This window comes from Acidimicrobiia bacterium (genome assembly GCA_041676705.1).
In the GTDB taxonomy this organism is placed as follows: domain Bacteria; phylum Actinomycetota; class Acidimicrobiia; order Acidimicrobiales; family SKKL01; genus Actinomarinicola.
Genome location: JBAYRL010000002.1, coordinates 43143 through 65362, shown reverse-complemented (window position 1 = coordinate 65362; position 22220 = coordinate 43143). Strand labels below are relative to the sequence as shown.

At 55.3% G+C, this 22220-nt stretch carries 22 protein-coding genes and 1 pseudogene; 13 read left to right on the top strand and 10 right to left on the bottom strand.

What is annotated here, in order from left to right; translation table 11 throughout:
• Window positions 1-8: 8 nt before the first annotated feature.
• The 4 genes from WC184_03805 (at window position 9) to WC184_03790 (ending at window position 4295) form a co-directional block, all read left to right on the top strand.
• A complete protein-coding gene (locus tag WC184_03805; GenBank protein MFA7477002.1) occupies window positions 9-383 on the top strand; it encodes a hypothetical protein in 375 nt (124 codons plus the stop codon).
• Between the two features lie 32 nt (window positions 384-415).
• Window positions 416-1276: a purine-nucleoside phosphorylase gene (locus WC184_03800; GenBank protein ID MFA7477001.1), complete on the top strand. Its 861-nt coding sequence runs from the start codon at window positions 416-418 to the stop codon at window positions 1274-1276.
• Window positions 1277-1365: 89 nt separating this feature from the next.
• Window positions 1366-3123, top strand: coding sequence for a phospho-sugar mutase (locus WC184_03795; GenBank protein MFA7477000.1), 1758 nt, complete (start codon window positions 1366-1368; stop codon window positions 3121-3123).
• The gene (locus WC184_03790; protein MFA7476999.1) at window positions 3120-4295 is read left to right on the top strand and encodes a hypothetical protein; all 1176 of its coding nucleotides are present in this window, start codon (window positions 3120-3122) and stop codon (window positions 4293-4295) included. The genes WC184_03795 and WC184_03790 overlap by 4 nt, the downstream gene beginning before the upstream one ends.
• 73 nt (window positions 4296-4368) lie before the next feature.
• Here the strand turns inward: WC184_03790 and upp are convergent, their stop codons facing one another.
• On the bottom strand, window positions 4369-4992 hold the full coding sequence (upp, locus tag WC184_03785) for a uracil phosphoribosyltransferase (protein ID MFA7476998.1): 624 nt from the start codon (window positions 4990-4992) through the stop codon (window positions 4369-4371).
• 66 nt (window positions 4993-5058) lie between these two features.
• Here upp and deoC point away from each other — a divergent pair, with 66 nt between their 5' ends.
• From deoC to WC184_03765, 4 genes are read left to right on the top strand one after another with little or no spacing between them, the layout of a single operon-like run.
• Window positions 5059-5991, top strand: coding sequence for a deoxyribose-phosphate aldolase (deoC, locus tag WC184_03780; protein MFA7476997.1), 933 nt, complete (start codon window positions 5059-5061; stop codon window positions 5989-5991).
• Window positions 5992-6038: 47 nt separating this feature from the next.
• A complete protein-coding gene (locus WC184_03775; protein ID MFA7476996.1) occupies window positions 6039-7520 on the top strand; it encodes an aldehyde dehydrogenase family protein in 1482 nt (493 codons plus the stop codon).
• A gap of 2 nt (window positions 7521-7522) precedes the next feature.
• On the top strand, window positions 7523-8380 hold the full coding sequence (locus tag WC184_03770) for an aldehyde dehydrogenase family protein (protein ID MFA7476995.1): 858 nt from the start codon (window positions 7523-7525) through the stop codon (window positions 8378-8380).
• A 5-nt stretch (window positions 8381-8385) separates the two neighbouring features.
• The gene (locus tag WC184_03765) at window positions 8386-9594 is read left to right on the top strand and encodes a peptidoglycan DD-metalloendopeptidase family protein (protein MFA7476994.1); all 1209 of its coding nucleotides are present in this window, start codon (window positions 8386-8388) and stop codon (window positions 9592-9594) included.
• A 12-nt stretch (window positions 9595-9606) separates the two neighbouring features.
• Here WC184_03765 and WC184_03760 read toward each other — a convergent pair whose 3' ends face one another.
• The 9 genes from WC184_03760 to WC184_03720 all read right to left on the bottom strand — a co-directional run bounded on the left by WC184_03760 (window position 9607) and on the right by WC184_03720 (window position 18976).
• On the bottom strand, window positions 9607-10059 hold the full coding sequence (locus tag WC184_03760; protein MFA7476993.1) for an NAD(P)H-dependent oxidoreductase: 453 nt from the start codon (window positions 10057-10059) through the stop codon (window positions 9607-9609).
• Window positions 10060-10072: 13 nt separating this feature from the next.
• Window positions 10073-11233, bottom strand: coding sequence for an adenosine deaminase (locus tag WC184_03755; GenBank protein ID MFA7476992.1), 1161 nt, complete (start codon window positions 11231-11233; stop codon window positions 10073-10075).
• A gap of 54 nt (window positions 11234-11287) precedes the next feature.
• On the bottom strand, window positions 11288-12139 hold the full coding sequence (locus WC184_03750) for a phytanoyl-CoA dioxygenase family protein (GenBank protein MFA7476991.1): 852 nt from the start codon (window positions 12137-12139) through the stop codon (window positions 11288-11290).
• Between the two features lie 74 nt (window positions 12140-12213).
• Window positions 12214-12600: a cytidine deaminase gene (locus WC184_03745; protein ID MFA7476990.1), complete on the bottom strand. Its 387-nt coding sequence runs from the start codon at window positions 12598-12600 to the stop codon at window positions 12214-12216.
• A 24-nt stretch (window positions 12601-12624) separates the two neighbouring features.
• Window positions 12625-13902 (bottom strand): thymidine phosphorylase, encoded by a 1278-nt coding sequence (locus WC184_03740; GenBank protein MFA7476989.1) that lies wholly within the window; start codon window positions 13900-13902, stop codon window positions 12625-12627.
• The gene (locus WC184_03735) at window positions 13902-15221 is read right to left on the bottom strand and encodes an ABC transporter permease (GenBank protein MFA7476988.1); all 1320 of its coding nucleotides are present in this window, start codon (window positions 15219-15221) and stop codon (window positions 13902-13904) included. Before WC184_03735 ends, WC184_03740 begins: the two co-directional genes overlap by 1 nt.
• A 2-nt stretch (window positions 15222-15223) precedes the next feature.
• Window positions 15224-16345, bottom strand: coding sequence for an ABC transporter permease (locus tag WC184_03730; protein MFA7476987.1), 1122 nt, complete (start codon window positions 16343-16345; stop codon window positions 15224-15226).
• Window positions 16342-17874, bottom strand: a complete 1533-nt coding sequence (locus WC184_03725; GenBank protein ID MFA7476986.1) for an ABC transporter ATP-binding protein — start codon at window positions 17872-17874, stop codon at window positions 16342-16344. Before WC184_03725 ends, WC184_03730 begins: the two co-directional genes overlap by 4 nt.
• Window positions 17875-17890: 16 nt before the next feature.
• Window positions 17891-18976: a BMP family ABC transporter substrate-binding protein gene (locus WC184_03720; GenBank protein MFA7476985.1), complete on the bottom strand. Its 1086-nt coding sequence runs from the start codon at window positions 18974-18976 to the stop codon at window positions 17891-17893.
• 396 nt (window positions 18977-19372) lie between these two features.
• Between WC184_03720 and ychF the strand changes: the two genes are divergently transcribed.
• The 5 genes and pseudogenes from ychF to rsmI all read left to right on the top strand — a co-directional run bounded on the left by ychF (window position 19373) and on the right by rsmI (window position 22180).
• Window positions 19373-20449, top strand: a complete 1077-nt coding sequence (gene ychF, locus WC184_03715) for a redox-regulated ATPase YchF (protein MFA7476984.1) — start codon at window positions 19373-19375, stop codon at window positions 20447-20449.
• Window positions 20450-20573: 124 nt separating this feature from the next.
• Complete coding sequence (locus WC184_03710; protein MFA7476983.1) at window positions 20574-20861, top strand: helix-turn-helix domain-containing protein; 288 nt, start codon at window positions 20574-20576, stop codon at window positions 20859-20861.
• Window positions 20857-20946: pseudogene (locus WC184_03705) on the top strand (HipA domain-containing protein). The gene WC184_03710 and the pseudogene WC184_03705 overlap by 5 nt, the downstream one beginning before the upstream one ends.
• Window positions 20947-21023: 77 nt before the next feature.
• Entirely contained in the window at window positions 21024-21353 is a 330-nt protein-coding gene (locus tag WC184_03700; GenBank protein ID MFA7476982.1) for a DUF192 domain-containing protein, read from the top strand.
• On the top strand, window positions 21350-22180 hold the full coding sequence (gene rsmI / locus WC184_03695) for a 16S rRNA (cytidine(1402)-2'-O)-methyltransferase (GenBank protein ID MFA7476981.1): 831 nt from the start codon (window positions 21350-21352) through the stop codon (window positions 22178-22180). The genes WC184_03700 and rsmI overlap by 4 nt, the downstream gene beginning before the upstream one ends.
• Window positions 22181-22220: the final 40 nt, after the last annotated feature.

Below are 22220 nucleotides of genomic sequence, written 5' to 3'. Positions count from 1 at the left end.
CTGTTGGTATGAGCACACCTGATTGGAATTTCACGGGCGAGACGGTGGCCAAACTGCGCCAGGAACTTGCTGAACTCGATCAAACGTCTCGGCGTGACTTCGAGGCGTTCTCGCGATTTATCAATAAAGAACTACGTGACTACAAGATTGATCTTGCCACAGACCCGTGGGTGGCGTACCACGGCCTGGCCTTTATGAGTCTGATGGTGTACTTCGCTCAGAACAATTTCGAAAACAATGCTATTGACAAAGAAACAGCTGGCACGGTTTCGGCTATGGCTCGCGGAATTGCCATGGTGTTAGCAACGTATGCTCCGAGCGACCAAGATATTGAGCTGACCCCACAGGGTGACGATCTTAAAACAAAGAATGAGCTCGGATAGCGTTTCCGAGCTGGCCGAAGAAGGATCCCAACTTGAGCGACTCTTATCCTTTTGTTGAGCGACGTCGAGGCGAGTTCGCCGAACCGTTCAATATCGCTGACCAAGCGGCCTCAGAACTTCTGTACCACCTAGGTGGTGAGCACTTCGATGTGGCGGTCGTATTAGGTTCAGGTTGGGGTGATGCGGTTTGGAAACTGGGCAAGCTAGAGCGCCAAATTCCTTTGGGTGACGTTCCGGGCTTCACCGCTTCGTCGGTACCCGGACATGAAGCGGTGGTGTGGGCTAGTTCGCTTGGGGCCAAACGGTTGCTTATTTTTCAGGGTCGAGTTCATCTCTACGAAGGGCATACCCCAGCTCGTGTGGTGCACCCCGTGCGAACCGCCATTCAAGCTGGTTGCCAAACCGTTTTGCTCACCAACGCCGCTGGTTCCATCAATCCTGATTTCAAAGTCGGCACTGGCGTGCTCATCGCCGACCATATCAATTTGACCGGTTTTTCTGCTTTGACGGGGTCAAACCCACCCGAGCGTTATGGTTCACGATTTGTAGATCTAACCAACGCCTATTCACCACGGCTACGACAAATAGCACAAGAAATTGCCCCTGAGCTTGGGGAAGGTGTGTATGCGGCCATGCACGGTCCAAACTATGAAACACCAGCGGAAATTCGTATGTTGCGCACCATGGGCGCCGACTTGGTAGGAATGTCAACCGTGCTCGAAACTATGGCTGCTAGGCACCTAGGCGCTGAAGTTCTGGGGCTATCGTTGGTGACTAATGAGGCTGCCGGTCAAGGCGACAGCGCGTTGGATCATGCCGAGGTTGTTGAAATAGGTGAATCAGCGGCTGGCGAAATGGGTGAAATACTGGCTCAAGTAGTGGAACACATTTAGGCGTGTGAATGGCCTTGGTTTCGGCTAGCAAGGCCCTTTGGTAAGCAATGCCACGGTCGAAGAAACCTGCACATAGATCGGGCGTATCAATGACAGACAATCGCTCAACAGCACATCCCAATATTCCTGAAAATCTAAAGCGCGTTGTCGAAGCTTGGCTTTTAGCGGATCCCGACCCCCAAACCCGAAAACAGTTGGCTTCGTTGTTAGAACAGGGCGACTTGGCTGCCCTCGAGTCATGTTTTTCAGCACCCCTCACCTTTGGCACGGCTGGTTTGCGGGGTCAGTTAGGCCCCGGTCCCGCACGAATGAATCGGTTAGTCGTGCGCCAAGCAGCGGCCGGTTTAGCTGATTATCTCGGCTCGGGTTCAACGGTGGTCATCGGATTTGATGGTCGACACAACTCGTTGGAATTTGCGCAAGATAGCGCCCGGGTACTGGCTTGCGCTGGTGTAAAAGCGCTTCTGCTAGCTAGGCCTTTACCTACTCCGGTGCTGGCTTTTGCGATTCAATGGCTGGGCTGTGACGGGGGCGTCATGGTTACCGCTAGCCACAATCCCCGCAACGACAACGGCTACAAGGTTTACTTAAGCGACGGTGCTCAGATTACCCCGCCGCATGACCAAGCTATTGAAGCTGCCATTCGTGGCCGATCTATCGACAATATATCTCTGGCTGAAGCCACAGATTCGAATATTGTGTATCTGGGCGACGAAGTCGTTGAAGCTTATTTGGCCGCTGTGGTTGGTACGTTAGGCTCGACAGAGACTTTTGCCAATACCAACCTCAAGAACGAAAACGTTGGTGGCAGAGCCCCAGAAATTGTGTACACCCCGATGCACGGAGTTGGCGGTGAGGTGCTTTTGGCTGCTTTTAACCGCGCTGGCTTGGCGACTCCCAGCTTAGTCACAACCCAATTTGAGCCCGATGGCGACTTCCCAACGCTGCCCTTCCCGAACCCTGAAGAACCAGGGGCGTTAGACGAGGCCATAACCACGGCCGAGCAGCTAGGTGCTCAATTGATTTTGGCTAATGACCCCGATGCTGATCGACTTGGGGTGGCCATCAAATATGAAGGTCGCTGGCGGATACTTACCGGCAACGAAATTGGTGCCTTGCTAGGCGACTACGTGCTTCGAAACACCAGCGGTGATGACCGCTTTGTGGCAACCACCATTGTTTCTTCCCGCTTATTAGAAAAAATGGCGGCCGACCATGGTGTCCATTATCGAGACACGCTGACTGGTTTCAAGTGGATTGTACGTCCCGCGATCGACCAACCTGAGCTGCGATTTGTGTTTGGCTACGAGGAGGCGCTGGGTTTTTTGGTGACCGACCAGGTCCGTGACAAAGACGGTATTTCAGCCGCCGTCATGTTCGCCCAACTTTATAACGACCTACTAGCAAGTGGCCTTAGCGTCATGTCGCGCCTAAGTGACATCTATCAACGCTACGGGTTACACACCACACAAACCTGGCAGCTTCGATTCCACGACGTCGCCAACATTGCCAAACTAATGACCGAGGCCCGAGCCTTGCCTCCCACCACGTTAGGGGGCTTGACGGTTACCGAAACCACTGATTACTTGAGCGCGGAATGTAAGCGTGTTGGCCTCGCTACCAATGCGGTTGGTTGGCAATTGGGTGACCGTGGCCGGGTACTGTTGCGACCCAGCGGAACGGAACCAAAAGCAAAGTTCTACCTGGAAGTGTTCACTAGTATCGGATCTGCTGAGGAAGTGGCGCAGGCCGAGGTCATATCCGAAGAACTGATTGGTGCGATCCGTGAAGATCTCACGAGCAGGTTTTCGCTACCCGTTTCAGAAGGATTTGAAGGAGAAAAATGAGTACCCGAAACCTTGCTGGCGGTGCCCTGGTAGCGTTCGGCCTTATTTTAGCTTCGTTGGCATGGTCGGGTTTCTCGCTGTCCCGTACCGTGCTCAACCCTGATCGATCCGAGGAAATTGCCCGGCATCTTTACAACGATCCATTCGTGAAAGAGTTCCTTGAAGAGCGTGTTGCCCAGGCCGTAGCCGCCCAGATGCCACTGGAGCTGGGGGTAGCTAACCGTGACATCAAGGCGGCAGCCGCTTCGGCCATGGATAGCACCGAGGTGGAAGACACATTTGTTGGAGCGCTCAGTACCATTCACCGCCAGCTGCTAGGGCTCGAAACCCCGAGCGGCGATTCGGTGAAACTGAACAGCCCAGAAATTGGTGAAGAGATTAAATTTGATCTTGGAAAACAAGTTCCGGGGCTTGGAAACGCTCTTAGCTCGCTTGACGTACTTTCGGTAGACTTACCAGTGGATTCACTGCCCGATGTGGGTTCTTGGCGCGACAAACTAGCCAACGGTGTGAACCTATTAGCCCTGGCCGCCTTGATTTTGGTTGGTGTGGCGTTTGTGATCACCAACAATCGGCCAAAAATACTACGTCGAGTGGGTTTTTGGGCCATTGGCGCCGCCGCTTTCTGGTTGATCCTGGCGGTAGTTATCCCGGTCGCGGCACCAGTGTTTCTACCTGAGAGCGCCGCTTTAGTGGGCGGATTCTGGGGTGTAGCAGCGCAGGGTATGCGAATGCCCTCCATCGTTGCCGTCGCGGCTGGTGTGGTAGCTGTGGTGCTTTCTTTCATCTGGGGTGCCACGTCAAAACACCTGATAGGAGCGCGGCCAACTTCGGCGGCAACTCGCAATGCGAACCCTATTCCTGCCGTTCCCTATGCAACGTCATATCGACCTTCAGCCCCGGTGGCATCATCAGGACCAGTATCAGCGGCTCGCTATGGCCCGCCCACCGGCCAGCCGGTAGCACCCCGGCCGCCCGGCCCGCCAACACCCGATGCGACCCAGGTTTACCAAGGCCAAGGATTCACCCCGCCTTCACCCGCCGGGCTCCACACAACACCGCCATCGTCATCTGCTAGCCCGCCAACACCGCCAACACCGCCAGTCGCCCCGCCGAATGAGCACGGCTCCCAGTCGCGTTGGGTCGAAGGACAAGGTTACGTTGACGGGTAGTTGCCGTGCTGATGGTGACCCATGGTGTTGTGTTCACGTCGTAGCTGGTCGAAGGCGTACCCCTTTTACGGGGTTATTGCACTCCAAATTGACGATCACCGGCGTCGCCCAAACCAGGCACGATAAAACCGTCTTCATTTAGTTTTTCATCGATAGCAGCTGTGTAAATGGGTGCCGTAAACCCAGCCCCACGAAACTTATCGATTCCTTCGGGAGCTGCAAGCACACAAACAACAATCAACTCGGCTGGTTGGTGAGCCAAAATCTGTTCGCAGGTGTAAATAAGCGAACCGCCAGTAGCCAACATCGGGTCTAACACCAGCACCGGCGCCGACTGGTCGGAATCGGGAATGGTTGACATGTAAGCGTCTGGTTGCAAGGTGGTCTCGTCACGTCGCACACCAATAAATCCCACCGCGGCCTGAGGAAGCAGGGCTTGTGCCGCTCCCAACATGCCAAGGCCTGCCCGTAGCACTGGCACCAAAAGAGGTTGAGCGGCCAAACCCTTCGATGCGGCCACAGCGACCGGAGTCGGCACCGACGTTTCTATGGTGCGCAAATTACGTGTGGCCTCATACACCAAGAGGCTTGAAATTTCGTTTAGAGCTTGGCGAAATTGCGGTGCGCTCGATTCTTTGTGGCGCAAAGTGGCCAGGCGTTCTGCGACCAAGGGGTGGTTAACGACGTGAGTTTGCACCTAGTGATAATGGCACTTCGAGGGCCGGTAGCTCCATAAGTGGTCCAGCAGGCTAACCTTTTGCCTATGTCCTTGGCAGCTTATGAGGCTCACCTACCTTCCCTTTCAGGTCGTGTTCGGGCCGTAACTCCGGTTGATGAGGTGGGTCTAGTGGAACGGGCTGCCAGTTTTGCAACTCGCTCGATTAAGGCCGAATCTAAAGCCGCGGCCCTCGATCTTGTGGTGCGATGTATCGACCTAACCACTTTGGAAGGTACCGACACTCCCCAAAAAGTTCGTGCTTTGTGTGCCAAAGCGCTCCAGGGTGACCCTTTCTTGTCGCGAGTGCCTCCGGTGGCCGCAGTGTGTGTTTATCCGGCGTTGGTGGGCGTGGCCGCCACCGAGTTAGCCGGTAGCACGGTGAAGGTTGCCAGCGTGGCTGGAAGTTTTCCGGCTGGGCTTGGACCATTGTCGGTCCGCTTAGAAGAGATTCGCTTGGCGGTGGCCGAAGGTGCCGATGAGATTGATATTGTGCTCAACCGAGCGGCGTTCTTAGCAGGTGATTATGGTCGGGCTTTCGACGAAATAGTGGCTGCTAAAGAAGCGGCCGAATCGGCGCATCTGAAGGTCATATTAGAAACCGGTGAGTTGGGCTCGTATGACCAGATTCGTCGGGCTTCCATGCTGGCTATGAGTGCTGGCGCTGATTTTATTAAGACTTCCACTGGCAAGATTGGCACCAGCGCTACCCCTCCCACGGCGCTGTGTATGGCCGAGGCCATACGTGATCACGCTGAAGTCAGTGGCGAAATGATTGGCTTGAAGCTGGCAGGTGGCATCCGCAGCGCCAAGGCCGCCTGGCAATATCTAGTGTTAATTCAAGAAACCTTGGGTGCTGCCTGGCTCGACCCGAACTATCTCCGTTTCGGCGCTTCGAGCCTGTTAAATGACGTATTGATGCAAATGGCACGACAGGCCAGCGGGCGTTATCAGCGGCCTACCGATTTTTCGGCTGACTAGTCAGCTCATCTATGACAAGTCGATCACAGGAGCCCACCTATTTAACGATGACCACGCCTGAAGCTTCACACCCTGAGTTCAACCTGGAATATGCGGCCGCACCGGAATCCACACCGCCAGTCCCAATCGAAGAGGAAAATCGGCTCTACATCAACGGTGAATGGGTAGCCCCCAATAACGGTGAATGGTTCACCACCTATAACCCCGCTACCGCACAAGCCTTAGCGAGGGTGGCCCAAGGCAGTGAGGTCGATATCGATCGGGCCGTACTGGCGGCTACCAACGCCGCGGCGGAATGGGCAGCTTGGCCAGGTAGCGAGCGTGCCAAAGTGCTGTTCCGGGTGGCGCGGGTCTTAGCGGAACGTGCCCGAGAGTTTGCGGTGCTAGAAACGATGGATGGCGGTAAGCCGATCAAAGAGTCACGCGATTTTGATCTGCCACAAGCTTCGGCACATTTCTTTTATTATGCCGGTTGGGCCGACAAGCTGGTGTACGCCTTTGGAGGACAAAAACATCAGCCAAGAGGCGTTGTGGCCCAAATCATTCCTTGGAATTTTCCGTTGTTGATGGCCGCTTGGAAACTGGCCCCAGCGCTGGCTACTGGCAACACGGTGGTGTTGAAACCCGCTGAAACAACCTCATTGAGCGCTCTGGCACTGGTGAGAGTCTTGGAGGAAGCGGGAGTCCCGCCTGGTGTAGTCAATGTGGTTACGGGCCCCGGCGAAACCGGTGCCGCCCTGGTTAATCACCCCGGTGTGCAAAAAATTGCCTTTACTGGCTCGACCGCGGTCGGTAAAGAGATCCAACGAGCGACGGCGGCTCGCCCAGTTGGCCTAACCCTTGAACTTGGTGGAAAAGCCGCCAACATTGTGTTTGAAGACGCCGCTCTCGACCAAGCGGTGGAAGGCGTTATTAACGGAATTTTCTTTAACCAGGGTCACGTTTGCTCGGCCGGTTCACGGTTATTGGTGCAAGAATCAATCGCCGATCATTTTATAGAACGGCTTAAAGCCCGCATGGCCACGCTGCGAGTGGGTGACCCACTCGATAAGAACACCGATATTGGCGCTATCAACTCGCCCCAGCAGCTCGAAAAGATCAAAACGTTAGTCGCCGCGGGGGTTACCGAGGGTGCCGACCTTTACCAAAGCGAGGTTTCTCTACCCACCGAAGGTTGGTTCTATCCGCCCTCGATCTTTACTAATGTCGCCCTCTCGCACCGTGTTGCCCAAGAGGAAATCTTTGGACCGGTACTTAGCATTCTTACTTTTCGCACGGCCGAGGAAGCAATCGAGAAGGCTAACAACACTGCCTATGGTCTTTCTGCTGGTGTTTGGACGGAGAAAGGCTCACGTATTTTGTGGATGGCTGATCGTCTTCGTGCTGGCGTGGTTTGGGCCAATACCTTCAACCGTTTCGATCCCACCAGCCCGTTTGGCGGGGTGAAAGAAAGCGGCTTTGGCCGTGAAGGCGGCCGGGCGGGGCTAGCACCTTATGTGCAATTGGGTGCAATGTGGGGAGAGAGCTAGAGATGGCGGAGCAACGATTGAAGGTCAACAAGACCTACAAGCTGTTCATAAACGGAGCTTTTCCACGTTCCGAATCGGGTCGGGTTTATGAAGCTGGTGGGGTGAATGTGCCTTTGGCCAGTCGCAAAGACGTACGAGATGCTGTGGCTGCGGCACGTGGAGCGCAGCCCGCCTGGGCCAGCCGTAGCGCCTATAATCGAGCCCAAATTTTGTATCGAGTGGCTGAGATGTTGGAAGGCCGCCGAGACCAGTTCATCACCGAGCTTGAACAGTCGACCGACCGCACCATGGCCGCAGAAACCCAGGTGAACAACGCTGTTGACCGCTGGCTTTGGTACGCCGGGTGGGCCGACAAGTTCGCTCAGGTCGCTGGCGGAGCGAACCCAGTGGCAGGTCCTTATTTTAATCTTTCACTGCCTGAACCCGCCGGGTTAGTAACCGTGGTCGCCCCGAATGTTCCTAGTCTTTTGGGGCTGGTTTCGCGCGTGGCCCCGGCGGTTGTTTCGGGTAACACCGTGGTGGTGCTGGCAAGTGAAGAATCACCACTGCCCGCTTTGTCTTTAGCTGAAGTATTGGCCACCTCCGACTTTCCGCCTGGCGTGGTGAATATTCTGAGCGGACGCCAAAGCGAACTGGTGGAATGGCTTGCCTCGCATCGTGACGTGAACGTGGTCGACTTAGTGGGGGTACACGAAGCCGCTCTTCACGCTAAAGCTCGAGAGCTGGCGGCCGATGCAGTAACACAAGTAATCACCCATCAACCACAAGACAACGACTGGTTAGGTGGAACTAGTCAAAGTCTCGAGCTTATTTTGGCGTCCACTGAAATTAAGACCGTGTGGCATCCCAAAGGACGATAAGTAGTTTGATCTCCCAGTCTTCGCCCCACCCCAGCACCATTACCGTTGAACGCCATGCCTATGGTGTTCGGCTACTGGTGGCGGCAGTCTTAGCGGTGCTGGCCGTATTAGTGCCGCTGCTGCCAGCAGAGGCGTCTTCATCTGATGATTTGGCTGCCGCACAGGCCAAAGCCGATTCGTTAGCCCGCCAACTAATAGAGCTAGAAACCACTCTGGTCGGGCTTGAAGAGCGCATTGACGAGCTTGAAACTGAGGCCACGGCCACCGAGACGCAGATCGATGAAATGTCAGAAGCGGTTCGAGTGGTAATGGTCGAACGGTATATTAACGGCACCAATAAACCTTCGGTCGTGTCATCAGACCCTCTTGAAACGGCTCGTCTGGACACGTTGATGGGCGCTGCTCAAGACAAATCGAACCAACTCATTGCCGAGTTCCAGGCCTTGCATGAACGCCTAGACGACACTCGCCAAAATTTAGAGACCGAACAGCGTGATCATCAAGCAACCCAGGCCGAGCTACAAGAAAGCATCGCCGAGCTCGATGAAGAACTGGAACGTTTAGGGGAACTGGTTCGTCTTGATGAGGCTAAAGCTGCTCGCGAAGCGGCGGAAGCCGCCGCGGCTAAAGCCACCTCGACCAGTAACAACCAGGGTAGTTCGGCGGCACCGAAGCAACCTACAACACCCACACCAACGGTGAGCGATGCTAACAACCAGGCCCCAGCCGCCACCGTACCTCCAACCACGGCACCGGCACCGACAACCACCACGACTGTGCCAGCAACCACCACTACCACGGCACCTAAGCCCCCCGCATCAGGGGGTGGCTGGGTTTGTCCGGTGCGGCCTTCATCATTTGTGCCCGAGTCGTGGGCAGCACCTCGATCTGGAGGCCGCAGCCACAAAGGTATCGACCTCCACGCCGCAGCAGGGACCCCAACGGTGGCGCCGGTAAGTGGGCGAGTTGAGCATCGAAGCAACTCGTTGGGTGGTTTGGCGTGGCACCTCTATGGCGACGATGGCAATTATTACTACGGCGCACACCTAAGCGCTTACGGGGCTTCTGGCCAGGTGAGTGCAGGTGAGGTTATTGGATATGTGGGGGCCACGGGCAACGCCAATGGTATTAACCATCTTCATTTCGAATATCACCTGGGTGGCTACGGCAACGCAGTAAACCCATATTCGCTGCTGCGTGCCGCTTGCGGTTAAGTGGCCGAAGCCTTATTCCATAAGGGTGGCTGCCAACACTGCACCCAATTCCCAGGCGGCATCCATGGCTTCGTCGGTGGGTGGGGCCACTATTTCCAGTGGTTCTGCCACCAAATCCCAACCTAATCCTTTAGCAATGGTAGTAATGGAGCGTACGGCACCACTGGTTTCATTGTTGCCATAAACCCACAATCCGTAAGGTCTTTTCTGGGTGGCGTCTAGAACTTGATAGTAAAAGGTGTCAAAAGCGTGTTTTAGCGCTCCCGACATGTAGCCAAAATTGACCGGGGTCCCAAGTAGGTAACCATCGGCCGCCAACACGTCGCTTGCGGTTACCGATAAGGCCGGTTTAGTGGTGACCGAAACGCCGACAATTTGATCGTTAGTGGCACCTTCACGCACAGCTTCCAGCAGGTCTTGTAGCGGGGGTGATGCCGTGTGATGGATTATCAACAAATTAGGCACCGGCTCACAACCTCTAAATTTCGGTGGCGTCGTTCTTCTCGAGACCTTGGCCCGCGTCGAGATTTCGATTTGTCTCGCCGATATTTAGCTGATCTTGTTCACGTTCACGAATTGCTGCGAAACCCGGCAGCAGCACATTGTTGATCAGGTCGTATCGCTTTTCGAAGGGCCAAAAAGCGCTCTTAGCAGCGTTAATGTTGAACCACTCAATTTCGTTCCAACCGTAGTTAAACGCCTGCACCAGCTCGTGAAATTCGTGGCTTAGCGACGTATTACTCATCAAGCGGTTGTCGGTGTTTACAGTTACTCGAAACTTGAGGTCGGCCAGAAGTTTAATTGGGTGAAGTTCGATACTGGGGCAGATTCCGGTGTGCACGTTTGAGGTTGGGCACATTTCAAGTGGAATCCGCTTATCGCGGATAAAGGCCGCCAATCGACCCAATTGTGGTTCGCCGTTTTCGCCGATTGTGATGTCATCCACGATGCGAACGCCGTGACCAAGCCGGTCGGCGTTGCACCACTGCAATGCCTCCCAAATAGATGGCAAGCCAAAACCTTCCCCGGCGTGAATTGTGGTGTGGAAATTAGCCCGCTGCACTAGCTGAAAAGCATCCATGTGCCGCGAAGGTGGAAAACCGGCTTCGGGCCCTGCAATGTCGAAGCCACCCACGCCCGCATCGCGGTAACGGAGGGCCAGCTCTGCGATTTCTGTGGAATTGGCGGCCGTACGCATGGCCCCTAACAAAGTGACCACGGTAATGGGGTGCTTGGTGGATCCAGCTGCAAAGCCTGCCAGAACCGCCTCCACCACCTCATTAAGGTTTAACCGGCCTTCCAAGTGCAGCTCAGGTGCAAAGCGAACCTCAGCATAAACCACCCCGTCGGCGGCCAAGTCTTGAGCGGCCTCTTGCGCTACGCGAGCCAAAGCCTCGGGTGTTTGCATCAAGGCGGTGGTGTGGTGAAATGCTTCCAGATACTTATCAAGGTCGGTGCCTTCAGCGTTTTGGGTGAACCAAGTGGCTAAGTCATCGGCGTCATACGTTGGCAAGCCCCGATAATTAACTTCTTTCGCCAACTCAACAACAGTTTGAGGCCGTAGCCCACCATCAAGGTGGTCATGCAACAGCACTTTGGGTGCCATACGAATGGCTTCAAAGGTTGGGCTCAGAGTCACATGATTCCTTTCGACAGGATCGCCTTATTCATTGATAGAAAAGGGCTTTTCGTTTCAGTTCTGGTCAAAACCTCGAACCGGAAGGTTTGGCCGCTGCAACCAATTGTTTTCGGCGTAATGAGCAGCCTGGTCGATTACATGCAAGGTGTAGGCGTGACGAGAATTCGGTGAGCGGTTGGCCCCCGAAAGATGTGGCAACAACCCGTGCAGCACAATCAGCGTTCCGGCAGGCACGTCAAGAGGAACCAAACCGTCGAGCGTGTAGTCGTTTTCGTCTAGCACCACTAGTTCGGTGGAGTTGTCGTCGTGGCGAACAAAGCGTTTCTTAGCCGGTATATGGTGGCCACCCGGCAGCGCGTACATGCACCCGTTCTCTTCAGTAGCGTCTTCGAGCGCGAACCAAAAACCGATAACTGATACTGGTTCAGTCCACAAGAAAGTGTGATCGGTGTGGCAAACGACTTCGCCACCAATGTTGGGCTGTTTGAAGATATACATCGATTGCAGAACTGCCGGGTCGACCATGCCCAAGCCGGCGGCAATCGCACCTAAATCGGCCGAATGTGAAAATGGTTCAAAGACCGGGTCGAGGTCGTGCATCGCATGACCAATTTTGTTGATAGAAAGTGCTTTGGCCTGACGAAGCTGGCCGGTTTCGTCGAAGGCTTCTTCTTCAAAAAAGAACGAGATTTTGTCGGCAGAATCTAGGAAATATTCATCCGTGGTTTGAGCTTGATTCCGAGTCGAGAAAATTGAGGCAACATCAGTGGTGTCGGGGTCGAATCGGTTGACTAGTTGTGTGGCACGCTCTATTAGCGACTGGGTGGTCTCGGGTGAAACAAAGTTTTCGATTATCAGATAACCGTCGCGTTCAAATGAAGCTACTTGTTCGGCAGTTAAACTCATGCCCCCATGCTAGATGGGAACTACCTGTGCACGGTGTTTGGCGCACCATCGATGAGTAATGTCGATGACCCGACCTACAAGGTGAAGGGACGGGGCAAAAGCTCCCCGAGTTTGAAACTTCCTACCTGGTCAACCAGCACAAGCGCATCGGCAGGTAAAAGCTCATTCATAACCTGACGACAAGCGCCGCAGGGCATCAGCGTGGCGGGTTGATTCATATCGCCATCGACGCATGAAACGGCTAGCGCCACCAAGTTCTTTTGGCCCTGGGCAATCGCTGTGAAGAGGGCCGTACGCTCGGCACAATTCGAAAGTCCATAGCTGGCGTTCTCTACGTTGCACCCGCCGACCACCGTGCCATCGCGACAGAGCACGGCTGCTCCCACTCGAAATGATGAATAGGGGACATAAGCCTGTTTTGCCGCTTGGCGGGCCGCCACCAAGAGAGCATTGGTGTTAATACTTGGGTGCGGGTCAGACATTGTTCAAGAAATCTCGGCGATCACCAACGGTCGCATAGCAACCTGTTCTTTGCCAATATGCACTGCAGCGTCCAGGGCTGCTTTGGCACTCACAAAACGGGCAGGCTTGTCTGTATGAAGCTCGAAAAGTACGTCACCAATCTTAACTTCATCACCTACCTTGGCCTTCAAAACCACCCCTGCTACTGCTGAAACAGGGTCTTCCTTGCGGGCTCGACCGGCCCCTAGCCGCCAAGCAGCTACCCCCACATCACGGGCATTCAAGTGCTGTAGCACCCCTGAGGTTTGGGCAGTAATAGTTTCGACGTGGGGAGCTACGGGTAGAGCCGCATGGGGATTACCCCCTTGTGCCGCGATCATGGCTTCCCAAACTTCGTAAGCTTTTCCACTGGCTAGAACGTCGCGTGGATTCACATTGAGACCGGCTAGTGCCACCATTGCTTCGGCCAAGGCGACCGTTAACTCGACCACGTCCGGCGGACCACCGCCTTGTAGCACCTCAATAGATTCTTGAACTTCGAGGGCGTTGCCAGCGGTTAGGCCCAAGGGAACGTCCATGTTGGTCACCAACGCACGGGTTCGCACACCGTGGGCCTTGCCCAGCTCGACCATGGTTCGCGCCAACTCTATGGCGTCGGCTTCTTCTGCCATGAAAGCACCGAAACCGGTTTTTACATCCAGCACCAGCGATTCGGTACCCTCAGCGATTTTCTTGCTCATAATCGATGAGGCAATGAGAGGGATAGATTCCACCGTACCTGTAACATCGCGCAAGGCGTAAAGTTTGCGGTCGGCCGGTGCCAGCGTGGCGCTGGCCCCGGCGATCACAGCCCCAACTCGATTCAGAATTTCTACCAAATCGGGGTTTGAGAGGTGAGCTTGCCAGCCCGAAATCGACTCTAACTTGTCGAGCGTGCCGCCGGTATGGCCCAAGCCTCGGCCTGATAGTTGCGGCACCGCCGCACCACAAGCCGCCACCAACGGACACAGAATCAATGAGATCTTGTCGCCCACCCCGCCGGTTGAGTGCTTATCAACCGTGGGTCGTTTGACTGCCGAGAGGTCGAGGCGTTCACCCGAGCGGATCATGGCGTCGGTCCAGCGCGCTAGCTCAGATGAGCTCAAGCCCCGCCAAACAATGGCCATCAACAAGGCTGCTGCCTGCTCATCGGCCACTTCACCATTGGTGTAAGCATAAATGAACCAGTCGATGGCCTCATCGGCTAGCCGGTGACCGTCGCGCTTGTGGCGAATAATGTCAACAACATCAAAGGCTGTCATTAATGGGCCTCACCACGTCGATAGGGTTCGCCAACTTTGGCGGGTGGACGTAGCCGTTGAGTGGCAAAAGCCAGGACCAACAGTGTCACCACGTGCGGCGTGAAACTCGTGAACTGTGAGGGTACCTCTTCCGAGGTGAGATACCACAGGCCAAAGACTATGGCCGCTAAGAGTGAAAACAGACCTTGGCGCAATCGGCCTTCTAACAAGGCCTTGATCGCGAAAACTAATGCCACCATGGCCACCAAAAGTAATAAGGCGTGCACTGCTTTTGCGTTGCGAAGCTGTAAAGCGTCGGCGAATCCGAATAAGCCTGAACCGACCGCGGCGCCATAGGGTTTCCAGTTGCCGAAAATCATGGCCGCCAAACCGATAAAACCACGGCCGTTGGTCTGGCCTTCCCGGTAGATGTTAGAGGCCACCAATGACAGATACGCTCCACCTAAACCAGCGAAGGCGCCTGAAATCACAACCGCAACGTATTTCACCCGGTACACAGCGATGCCCAACGACTCGGCCGCCGTGGGGTTTTCACCGACCGAGCGAAGCCGCAATCCAAACCTGGTTTTCCAAAGGAGCCAGGTGGAAGCTGGAAATAGCACCATCGCTAAAACAGTTACCAGCGACAAGTTGGAGGTTAAACCTTGGAGAAGTCCGCCCACATCTGACACAAAAAACCAGTCTTGTCGGTCTAACCAACCTAAAATATTGGGTGATTTCCAACCGAGAAGCTCGCCGCCCGCGAAAAACGGCAGGTTCACCGTAGAAATTTTCTGCGTTATTTGAGGCGATTGAGTTGCGCCGCCACCGGTGCCAGCGGTGTAGGTAATTACTGACAAATATCGTGCCACCCCAAGACCTAAAATGTTGATGGCTACGCCTGAAATGATCTGGTCAACTCCGAATGACACGGTGGCAATGGCATGAATCAGCCCGCCGATGGCACCGCCCAAAATACCCAGAGCAATACCCTGCCAAGGGCCGAACTGCCAAGCGCCCCAAGCGCCAAACCAGGTGCCCAAAATCATCATGCCCTCTAGCCCAATATTGACTACCCCAGCCCGCTCGGAAAACACGCCCCCTAAGGCGGCCATTCCAAGAGGTACCGCCAGTCGCAGAGCTGCACCCGAGGTGCCGGGCGAGGTGAGTTGATGGGCGTCAGAGAGAACTCGGGTCAGCGACAGAAGCAAAATAGCGCCAATGGCATAGACGAAGGCTCGCTGCCGAGCGGGCATCTCCTGGAGGCGACGTAGGGGAGCGACGGCGCGCCTCGGTGTGACTGTTTCCGTAGTGCCTGATGGTAGAGAAGGTTCAGCCAAGCTCACGACGATGCTGCCTCCACGCCTGCCATTACTGGTTCCCGGCTAACAGCTTTTTCTTCTTGGATCTGTCGGTAGCGCCGCACTAGTTCGTAGGCGATTACCACCGATATCACAATGACGCCCTGCATGATCACCACAATCTCTTTTGGAATGTTGTGTAGATCCAAAATTTGTGACGAGCGGTCCATGAAACCAAAAAGCAGCGCTCCGAATGCAATGCCAACCGGGTGGTTTCGACCAAGCAAGGCCACCGCAATTCCCGTGAAACCGTATTGCTGGGGAAAGCCAGTGTCATAGCGGTACGGAGAAGAGCCAAGCAGGTACGCCATCCCAATCAAACCGGCCACCCCACCCGAGAGCAACAGTGTTTTTAGAATGGTGGCATTCGAATTAACGCCGGCAACTCGTGTGGCGATGGGGTTGTACCCGGTGGCTCGCAACTCGTAGCCGAAGCGAGTTTTATTAACTAACAAGTGATAGCCAATTCCTAGCAAAACGGCGATGATTAAGAAGCCATCTAGGTTGGAGCCTCGTCGGAGCTCCACACCAAAGAGCTCTACCAATCGGTTCAGGTTTGGGAAATGAGCCGAGGCCGGTAGCCGGTCAGTACCAAGGATGAGGCTAGTTCCACTGGTTTTACCTTGAAGTGGTCCGGTTAAGAGCCAGGCGGTGATACCAAATGAAATGGCGTTCATCATGATGGTGGCAATCACTTCGTGGACCCCACGAGTGATGCGTAGCACCGCGGGGATCAGCACCCACATCATGCCAACCACCACCGCAATCACCAAGATCGCGCCAACATGCAGCGGACCGGGTAGCGACAACTTGGCTCCTAACCCGGCAGAGACAACGGCAGCAATACGATATTGGCCCTCGACACCGATGTTGAAGAGACCCATTTTGAAACCAAGCGCTACGGCTAGTGCCGAAATATAAAGGGGGATGGCCCGGTTGACCGTGGAAACCAACGAGTCAGATTGAGTGCCGTAGCTCCACATTGAGCTGTACGCCTCGGCAGGGGAAACTCCTGCCAGCAACAAAAAAAGTGATGAGATGGCCAAAGCCAACACAATGGCCAAGGCAGGTGCCACCACTGCTACCGCGGCTCGCCTGATCATGAGGCTGGTCTTTCGTTTCTGACGCCAGTCATGTAAGAACCCAAAATTTCTGGCGTGACCTCGGCCGGGTCCAGCTCGGCCACAATGGCACCGCTATAGATCACCAACAATTTGTCGGATAGCCCCAAAAGTTCTTCCAGATCAGCCGAGATAAGCAGCACCGCTAGACCTTGGCTGCGTGCCACCCGGAGTTCTTCCCAGATCGCGGCCTGCGCGCCAACATCAATGCCGCGGGTGGGGTGTGCTGCTATCAGTAACGTTGGGTCAGCGCTCATTTCGCGACCCACAATCAGTTTCTGTTGGTTACCACCGGAAAGCGCGTAGGCGGCTACATCAACGCTCGGGGTACGCACATCGAAGGTGCGCACGATGTTCTCGGTACGTTCTTTGGCCCCCGCCGCATTGATCCACCAACCCTTTGAAAATGGTTCTTTGTGGTGGTGCCCAAGCATGGCGTTTTCCCACAGCGGTGCTTCTAGAAGCAGACCTTCACGATGGCGATCTTGCGGAATGTAGCCAATACCACGATGTCGGCGAGCCCGGGTGGAAAGCGCGGCGATCGATTCTCCTTCTAAGACGATGTCGCCGCCCACAATGGGTTCCAAGCCCAAAATGGCGCTGATTAGCTCGCTTTGGCCGTTGCCTTCAACCCCGGCAATCCCCACAATCTCACCGCTGTTCACCGTCATCGACACATCCTTGAGCAGCTGACGGCCATCTGGGGCAACCACGCGAATGTTATTAAGGGCGAGGCACTGGTGCTCGGTAACGGTGCTTTTGCCTCGTTCCGGGGTCGGCAGCTCGGCCCCCACCATCAATTCGGCCAGCTGGTGGGCGTTGACAGACGCTGCTGGCACCGAGGTGACCGTGGTACCCGCACGAATCACGGTCACGGTATTAGCAATGCTGAGCACCTCATCGAGTTTGTGGCTTATGAAGATGACGGTTACGCCCTCATCGACTAGAACTCGTAGGTTCTCGAAAAGTTCGGTTACTTCCTGGGGCACCAACACGGCCGTTGGTTCATCCAAAATCAGCACCCGGGCACCGCGATAGAGAACCTTCAAAATCTCTACTCGTTGACGGTCACCTACACCCAGAGTTTCTACCAAGGCGTTGGGGTTCAAGTTGAAACCATAGGTAGCTGCCAATTGACGGATTTTTTGGCGGGCTGCTTTGAGGTTTAAGACCGGTCCTCGGGTGGGTTCATCACCCAAGATAATGTTTTCGGCCACGGTGAAGTTGTCGGCCAACATGAAGTGTTGATGGACCATGCCAATGCCCGCTGCTATGGCATCGGTTGGTGAACGGAATCGTTGGGCGGTGCCGTCCACAAATATTTCACCCTCGTCTGGGGCCTGCATGCCATACAGGATTTTCATGAGGGTTGATTTACCAGCGCCGTTTTCACCGACGACGGCGTGTATCTCCCCTGGGGTTACAGCCAGGTTGACATTGTTATTGGCAATAACCCCGGGGAAGCGTTTAGTGATTCCCCGCAGCTCTACAGCATTAGTGGCTGCGGACACATCAAAACCTTAGCGGTTAGGGCGTTGACGGTACGGTGATGCTGCCATCAACAATTTTGGCTTTCAGCTCTTCTAGCTGATCGATGATATCGGTAATGAAATCACCTGACGTGGAATAGTCCACACCGCCATCTTCAAGGCTGTAAACCATAGTCCCACCAGAGTGGTCACCGTTGACAAAAGCCTCGATGGCGGCATAAACCGCCACGTCGACCTTCTTCAGCATCGAGGTCAGGATGCGCTCGTTCTGAGGAGCGTCAACCGTTAGATACTGGTCAGAGTCAACGCCGATCGCCCAAACATCGCCCAGGCTGTATGCAGCTTCGAAAAGTCCACCGCCAGAACCGCCAGCGGCGTGGTAGATCACATCGGCACCATCTTCAAACATCGAGCTGGCAATTTCACTGGCGCGAGCGGGGTCGTTGAAGCCACCGAAATCTGGAGGTTGGGTGATGTAGGTAACATCGATCTTGATGTCGGGGTTTACCTCACGGGCCCCGGCCACGAATCCTGCTTCAAACTTTTGAATCAGAGGCAACTCAACGCCACCGATGTAACCCACATGACCGGTTTCACTGGTGAGGGCAGCGGCGGCACCCACTAAGAACGAGCCTTCCTCTTCCGCAAAGAGCAGTGATTTTACGTTCGGCTCTTCGACGGCACCGTCGACTACGGCGAAAATGGTGTCAGGGTAATCCGGTGCGATGTCTTTGACAGTGTCTTCGAAAGCGAAACCAACGGCCACGATATAGTCGTAGCCCTCGTCGGCCAGTAGACGCAGCAGCTCGGCGCGGTCTTCGCCGCCTGCTTTCGGCTCGAGGTCTTTAGCTTCGATCCCGAAGTCGGCTTCGGCTTTCGCCAACCCGGCATAGGCAGCGTCGTTGAAGGAGAGGTCACCACGACCGCCCACGTCGTAGACCATGCCTACTCGAATGTCGGAGCCGTCGGCCTTGTCGTCGCCGTTGCTATCGCCGCTGCCTGCGGTAGTGCTGGTGTTGTCGTTAGACGACTTGTCGTCGTCACTGCTACAAGCCGCGGCTACCAAACCAAAAATGGCTAGTAGCGCTATTAGCAGGCGTACTCCCTTTAGGTGTCTGCGCACGCAGTTCCTCCTTGGACGTGGAATGCCCCACCGTGGGGCGTTATCGCATCGCGACTGGCGCGATGAGAGCTTAGGGGATTGGGCGGCCCTCTGGCGGCGGTTGCGATTCACGCTTGCGGTTGTTCGCGTGCTGGAAAGAACAAGACGCGACTCTAAAGTGCCAGGGCATTCGGCCTGCTACCTCAAAGGATTATGATTGGTAAGAAGCTTTAGCCGCGACCGGTATTGGGCTTGCGGCCGTGGTTTGCCTTCTTGCGTCGGGCGTTCACTTTGCGCTTAGAAGTCTTCTTTGACATAGGCGCTAGATGGTAGCGCCGCTTAGGTGGATTACACCACTTCCGCTTTAAGAACCGGCCAAAGTTAGGGCCGTGACGCAGCGCAACTAGTGTGGTGGCAATGGAACGTTTCGGCTTTGTGGGTTTGCCCAACGCTGGTAAATCATCGCTATATAACGCTTTAGCTGGGGGTGGGGCGTTAGCAGCACCTTACGCTTTTGCCACTACCGATCCCAACGTGGGAGTAGCCAAAGTTTTTGATGATCGCCTTTTGGCGCTTGCCAGAATGAGCAATACCAAAACCATTGTGCATGCCAGTGTGCAGTTCACCGATATTGGCGGGTTGGTGGAAGGTGCTAGCAAAGGTGAGGGCTTAGGCAACCGTTTTCTAGGCGGAATCCGCGAGTCGGATGCCATTGTGTATGTGCTGCGAGCCTTCAGCGACCCCGATGTACCCGGGCCTGCCGATCCGCTTGAACATTTGCGGATTGTGGAAATTGAGCTGACCCTGGCCGACCTGGAAACGGTCGAGAACCAGATTGTGAAACGCCGTAAAGCTGCCCGTGCTGATAAGAGTTTGGTAGAAGAAGTAGAAGCGCTGGAAGCGGCCCTGGTGGTGTTAGAAGAAGGCACCCCGATCTATCGAAGTGATCTTTCGGCTGCCCACCGTGAAGCGTTACGACCGTGGTTTCTCTTGACCAATAAACCCGTGCTGGCGGTGGTGAATGTTGATGAGGAAGCCCTCGATGATGTTGAGGAGATTGTGGCACCGATCCGAGCCGAGTTGGGCGACCGCGCCGAAGTGATTGGGGCTTGCGTCCAGCTGGAAGCGGAAGCAGCGTTGCTTGACGCCGAAGAACGCCAAGAGATGCTTGATGCCTATGGTTTGGGCGAGGGTGCGTTGCCACGTTTTGTGCGGGCGGCATATCACGCCTTGGGTTTGCGTACCTTCTTTACTACCGGCGAAAAGGAGACCCGCGCCTGGACGTTCCGGGCAGGATCGAAAGCTCCGCAGGCGGCTGGGGTTATTCATACCGACTTTGAACGAGGTTTCATTCGGGCGGAAGTGATCGCTTCGGATGAACTTCTAGAGTTGGGTTCATGGTCTAAAGCCCGTGAAGCTGGCAAGCTTCGCGTGGAAGGCAAAGACTATGAGGTCCAAGACGGCGATGTGCTGGAGATCCGCTTTAACGTGTGACCCCTCGGTCGATCGGGTCGTGGCGGCATGTGATGCGGAGAGCTGCCAAGAGGTTTATGCCTAATATAATCGCCATAATGGTATGTTGAGCTTAGCGTCATCGTCATAAAGGGGAAGATGGTCTATGGCTGGCTACCGTATCGACGAGCAGATGAACGCCTTCGGCACGCATGTGCGGGGGTGGCGTATGGTCCTGGGTCTGACGGCGCAGCAGGTGTCCGAGCGAGCGGGCATCACCCGCGACACCCTCCGTAAGATTGAGTCCGGCGACCCAGGTGTGGGCTTTGGTAACGTAGCCCAGGTCTTGCGTGCTTTGGGCCTGCTCGACCAGACCGTCCACGCTATTGATCCGCTTGAGAGTGACATTGGTCGACTGCGGGCGGGTCGCCTAGCCAAGAAGCGTGCCCGATAACCATCTGCGAAACCACGGCTTCCTTGCCGACACGGGTTCATGGACTCTTAGCCCTGCCTTCGACGTCAACCCGAACCCTGACCCATGGACAAATGTCGCTTCAGTTTCTAAGGTCGTATCTTTTGTGGTGTGGAGCGATTTTTGGTGAAACGGTGAACGGCGATGTCTTGGCTGGTACGTGATGAAGAGGTTCTGTCGTCGCTCGAGGTCGCCCAAAATTTCCGCGCCCGTTTTAAAGGCTTGTTAGGCCGGCGAGGAATCCGCGGTGCTATTTGGATACATCCATGCCGTTCGGTCCACACCTTTGGTATGCGCTTTAGTATTGACGTCGCATTTCTCGATGCTGATCAGGTGGTGATTCGTGTACTGCAAATGCGGCCTAACCGCCTCTCCCGTCCCTATTGGAAAGCTCGCTCGGTGGTAGAGGCCGAAGCAGGAACCTTCGCCTCGTGGGAGCTAGCCGTAGGCGATGAGCTCGAGATTCGCCGATGAGTGATGGCCGTCTAGTTTTGGTCGGAACCCCGATTGGCAATGTGGGTGACATGAGCCCGCGAGCCATCGAGGTGCTGAACGCGGTGGATCTGATTGCCGCCGAAGACACCCGCCACAGTGGCCGACTGTTCAAAACCGTGGGTGTCGCTGCCAAAGAGCTGCAAAGCCTGAATGAGCACAACGAAACCGAACGTATCCCCGCATTTTTGGAGCGGCTTAGTAGAGGCCAAAAGATTGCCCTAGTGAGCGATGCTGGCATGCCAGGAATTTCTGACCCGGGCGAGAGGCTGGTGGCAGCGGTCGCTCAAGCCGGGTACACCGTTGAGGTGGTGCCAGGCCCAACCGCTGCGGTGACGGCGCTAGTCGCCAGTGGTTTAGACGCTGGTCGCTTTGTGTTTGAAGGGTTTTTACCCCGCAAAGGCAAGGTTCGCGCCGAGCGGCTGGAAGCTTTGACCACTGAAGAGCGCACGATAATTCTCTATGAATCTCCTCATCGGGTGGCGCAAACGATTGCCGATCTAGTGGCCACGTTTGGACCGCAGCGCCAAGTATCAATCTCCCGTGAACTGACCAAGCTTTATGACGAAACTTGGCGGGGCACATTGGGTGAGGCCGTGGAACACCTCTACAGCGTTGCGCCTCGTGGAGAATATGTATTGGTGGTAGCGGGCGCTCTTCCCAAAGCGCCCGCCACTTCAGATGAAATCGATGCATCTTTGAAGTCACGGCTAGACGCCGGGCTTTCCAAACGTGACGCTGCTAATGAGGTCGCCAAAGAGCTGAAGGTCTCGAAACGTGAGGTCTACAGTCGAGCTCTTTCGCTGTGACCGAGTGATAGTCGGCGTCTCATGCAAGCCTTCAATAAAG

What these genes read in the sequence shown, in the direction of transcription:
- WC184_03805 (MFA7477002.1), top strand. Translation starts at nt 9, where the DNA reads ATGAGCACACCTGATTGGAATTTCACGGGCGAGACGGTGGCCAAACTG.
- WC184_03795 (MFA7477000.1), top strand. Translation starts at nt 1,366, where the DNA reads ATGACAGACAATCGCTCAACAGCACATCCCAATATTCCTGAAAATCTA.
- WC184_03790 (MFA7476999.1), top strand. Translation starts at nt 3,120, where the DNA reads ATGAGTACCCGAAACCTTGCTGGCGGTGCCCTGGTAGCGTTCGGCCTT.
- deoC (MFA7476997.1), top strand. Translation starts at nt 5,059, where the DNA reads ATGTCCTTGGCAGCTTATGAGGCTCACCTACCTTCCCTTTCAGGTCGT.
- WC184_03775 (MFA7476996.1), top strand. Translation starts at nt 6,039, where the DNA reads ATGACCACGCCTGAAGCTTCACACCCTGAGTTCAACCTGGAATATGCG.
- WC184_03770 (MFA7476995.1), top strand. Translation starts at nt 7,523, where the DNA reads ATGGCGGAGCAACGATTGAAGGTCAACAAGACCTACAAGCTGTTCATA.
- WC184_03750 (MFA7476991.1), bottom strand. Translation starts at nt 12,139, where the DNA reads ATGAGTTTAACTGCCGAACAAGTAGCTTCATTTGAACGCGACGGTTAT.
- WC184_03740 (MFA7476989.1), bottom strand. Translation starts at nt 13,902, where the DNA reads ATGACAGCCTTTGATGTTGTTGACATTATTCGCCACAAGCGCGACGGT.
- WC184_03730 (MFA7476987.1), bottom strand. Translation starts at nt 16,345, where the DNA reads ATGATCAGGCGAGCCGCGGTAGCAGTGGTGGCACCTGCCTTGGCCATT.
- ychF (MFA7476984.1), top strand. Translation starts at nt 19,373, where the DNA reads ATGGAACGTTTCGGCTTTGTGGGTTTGCCCAACGCTGGTAAATCATCG.
- WC184_03710 (MFA7476983.1), top strand. Translation starts at nt 20,574, where the DNA reads ATGGCTGGCTACCGTATCGACGAGCAGATGAACGCCTTCGGCACGCAT.
- WC184_03700 (MFA7476982.1), top strand. Translation starts at nt 21,024, where the DNA reads ATGTCTTGGCTGGTACGTGATGAAGAGGTTCTGTCGTCGCTCGAGGTC.
- rsmI (MFA7476981.1), top strand. Translation starts at nt 21,350, where the DNA reads ATGAGTGATGGCCGTCTAGTTTTGGTCGGAACCCCGATTGGCAATGTG.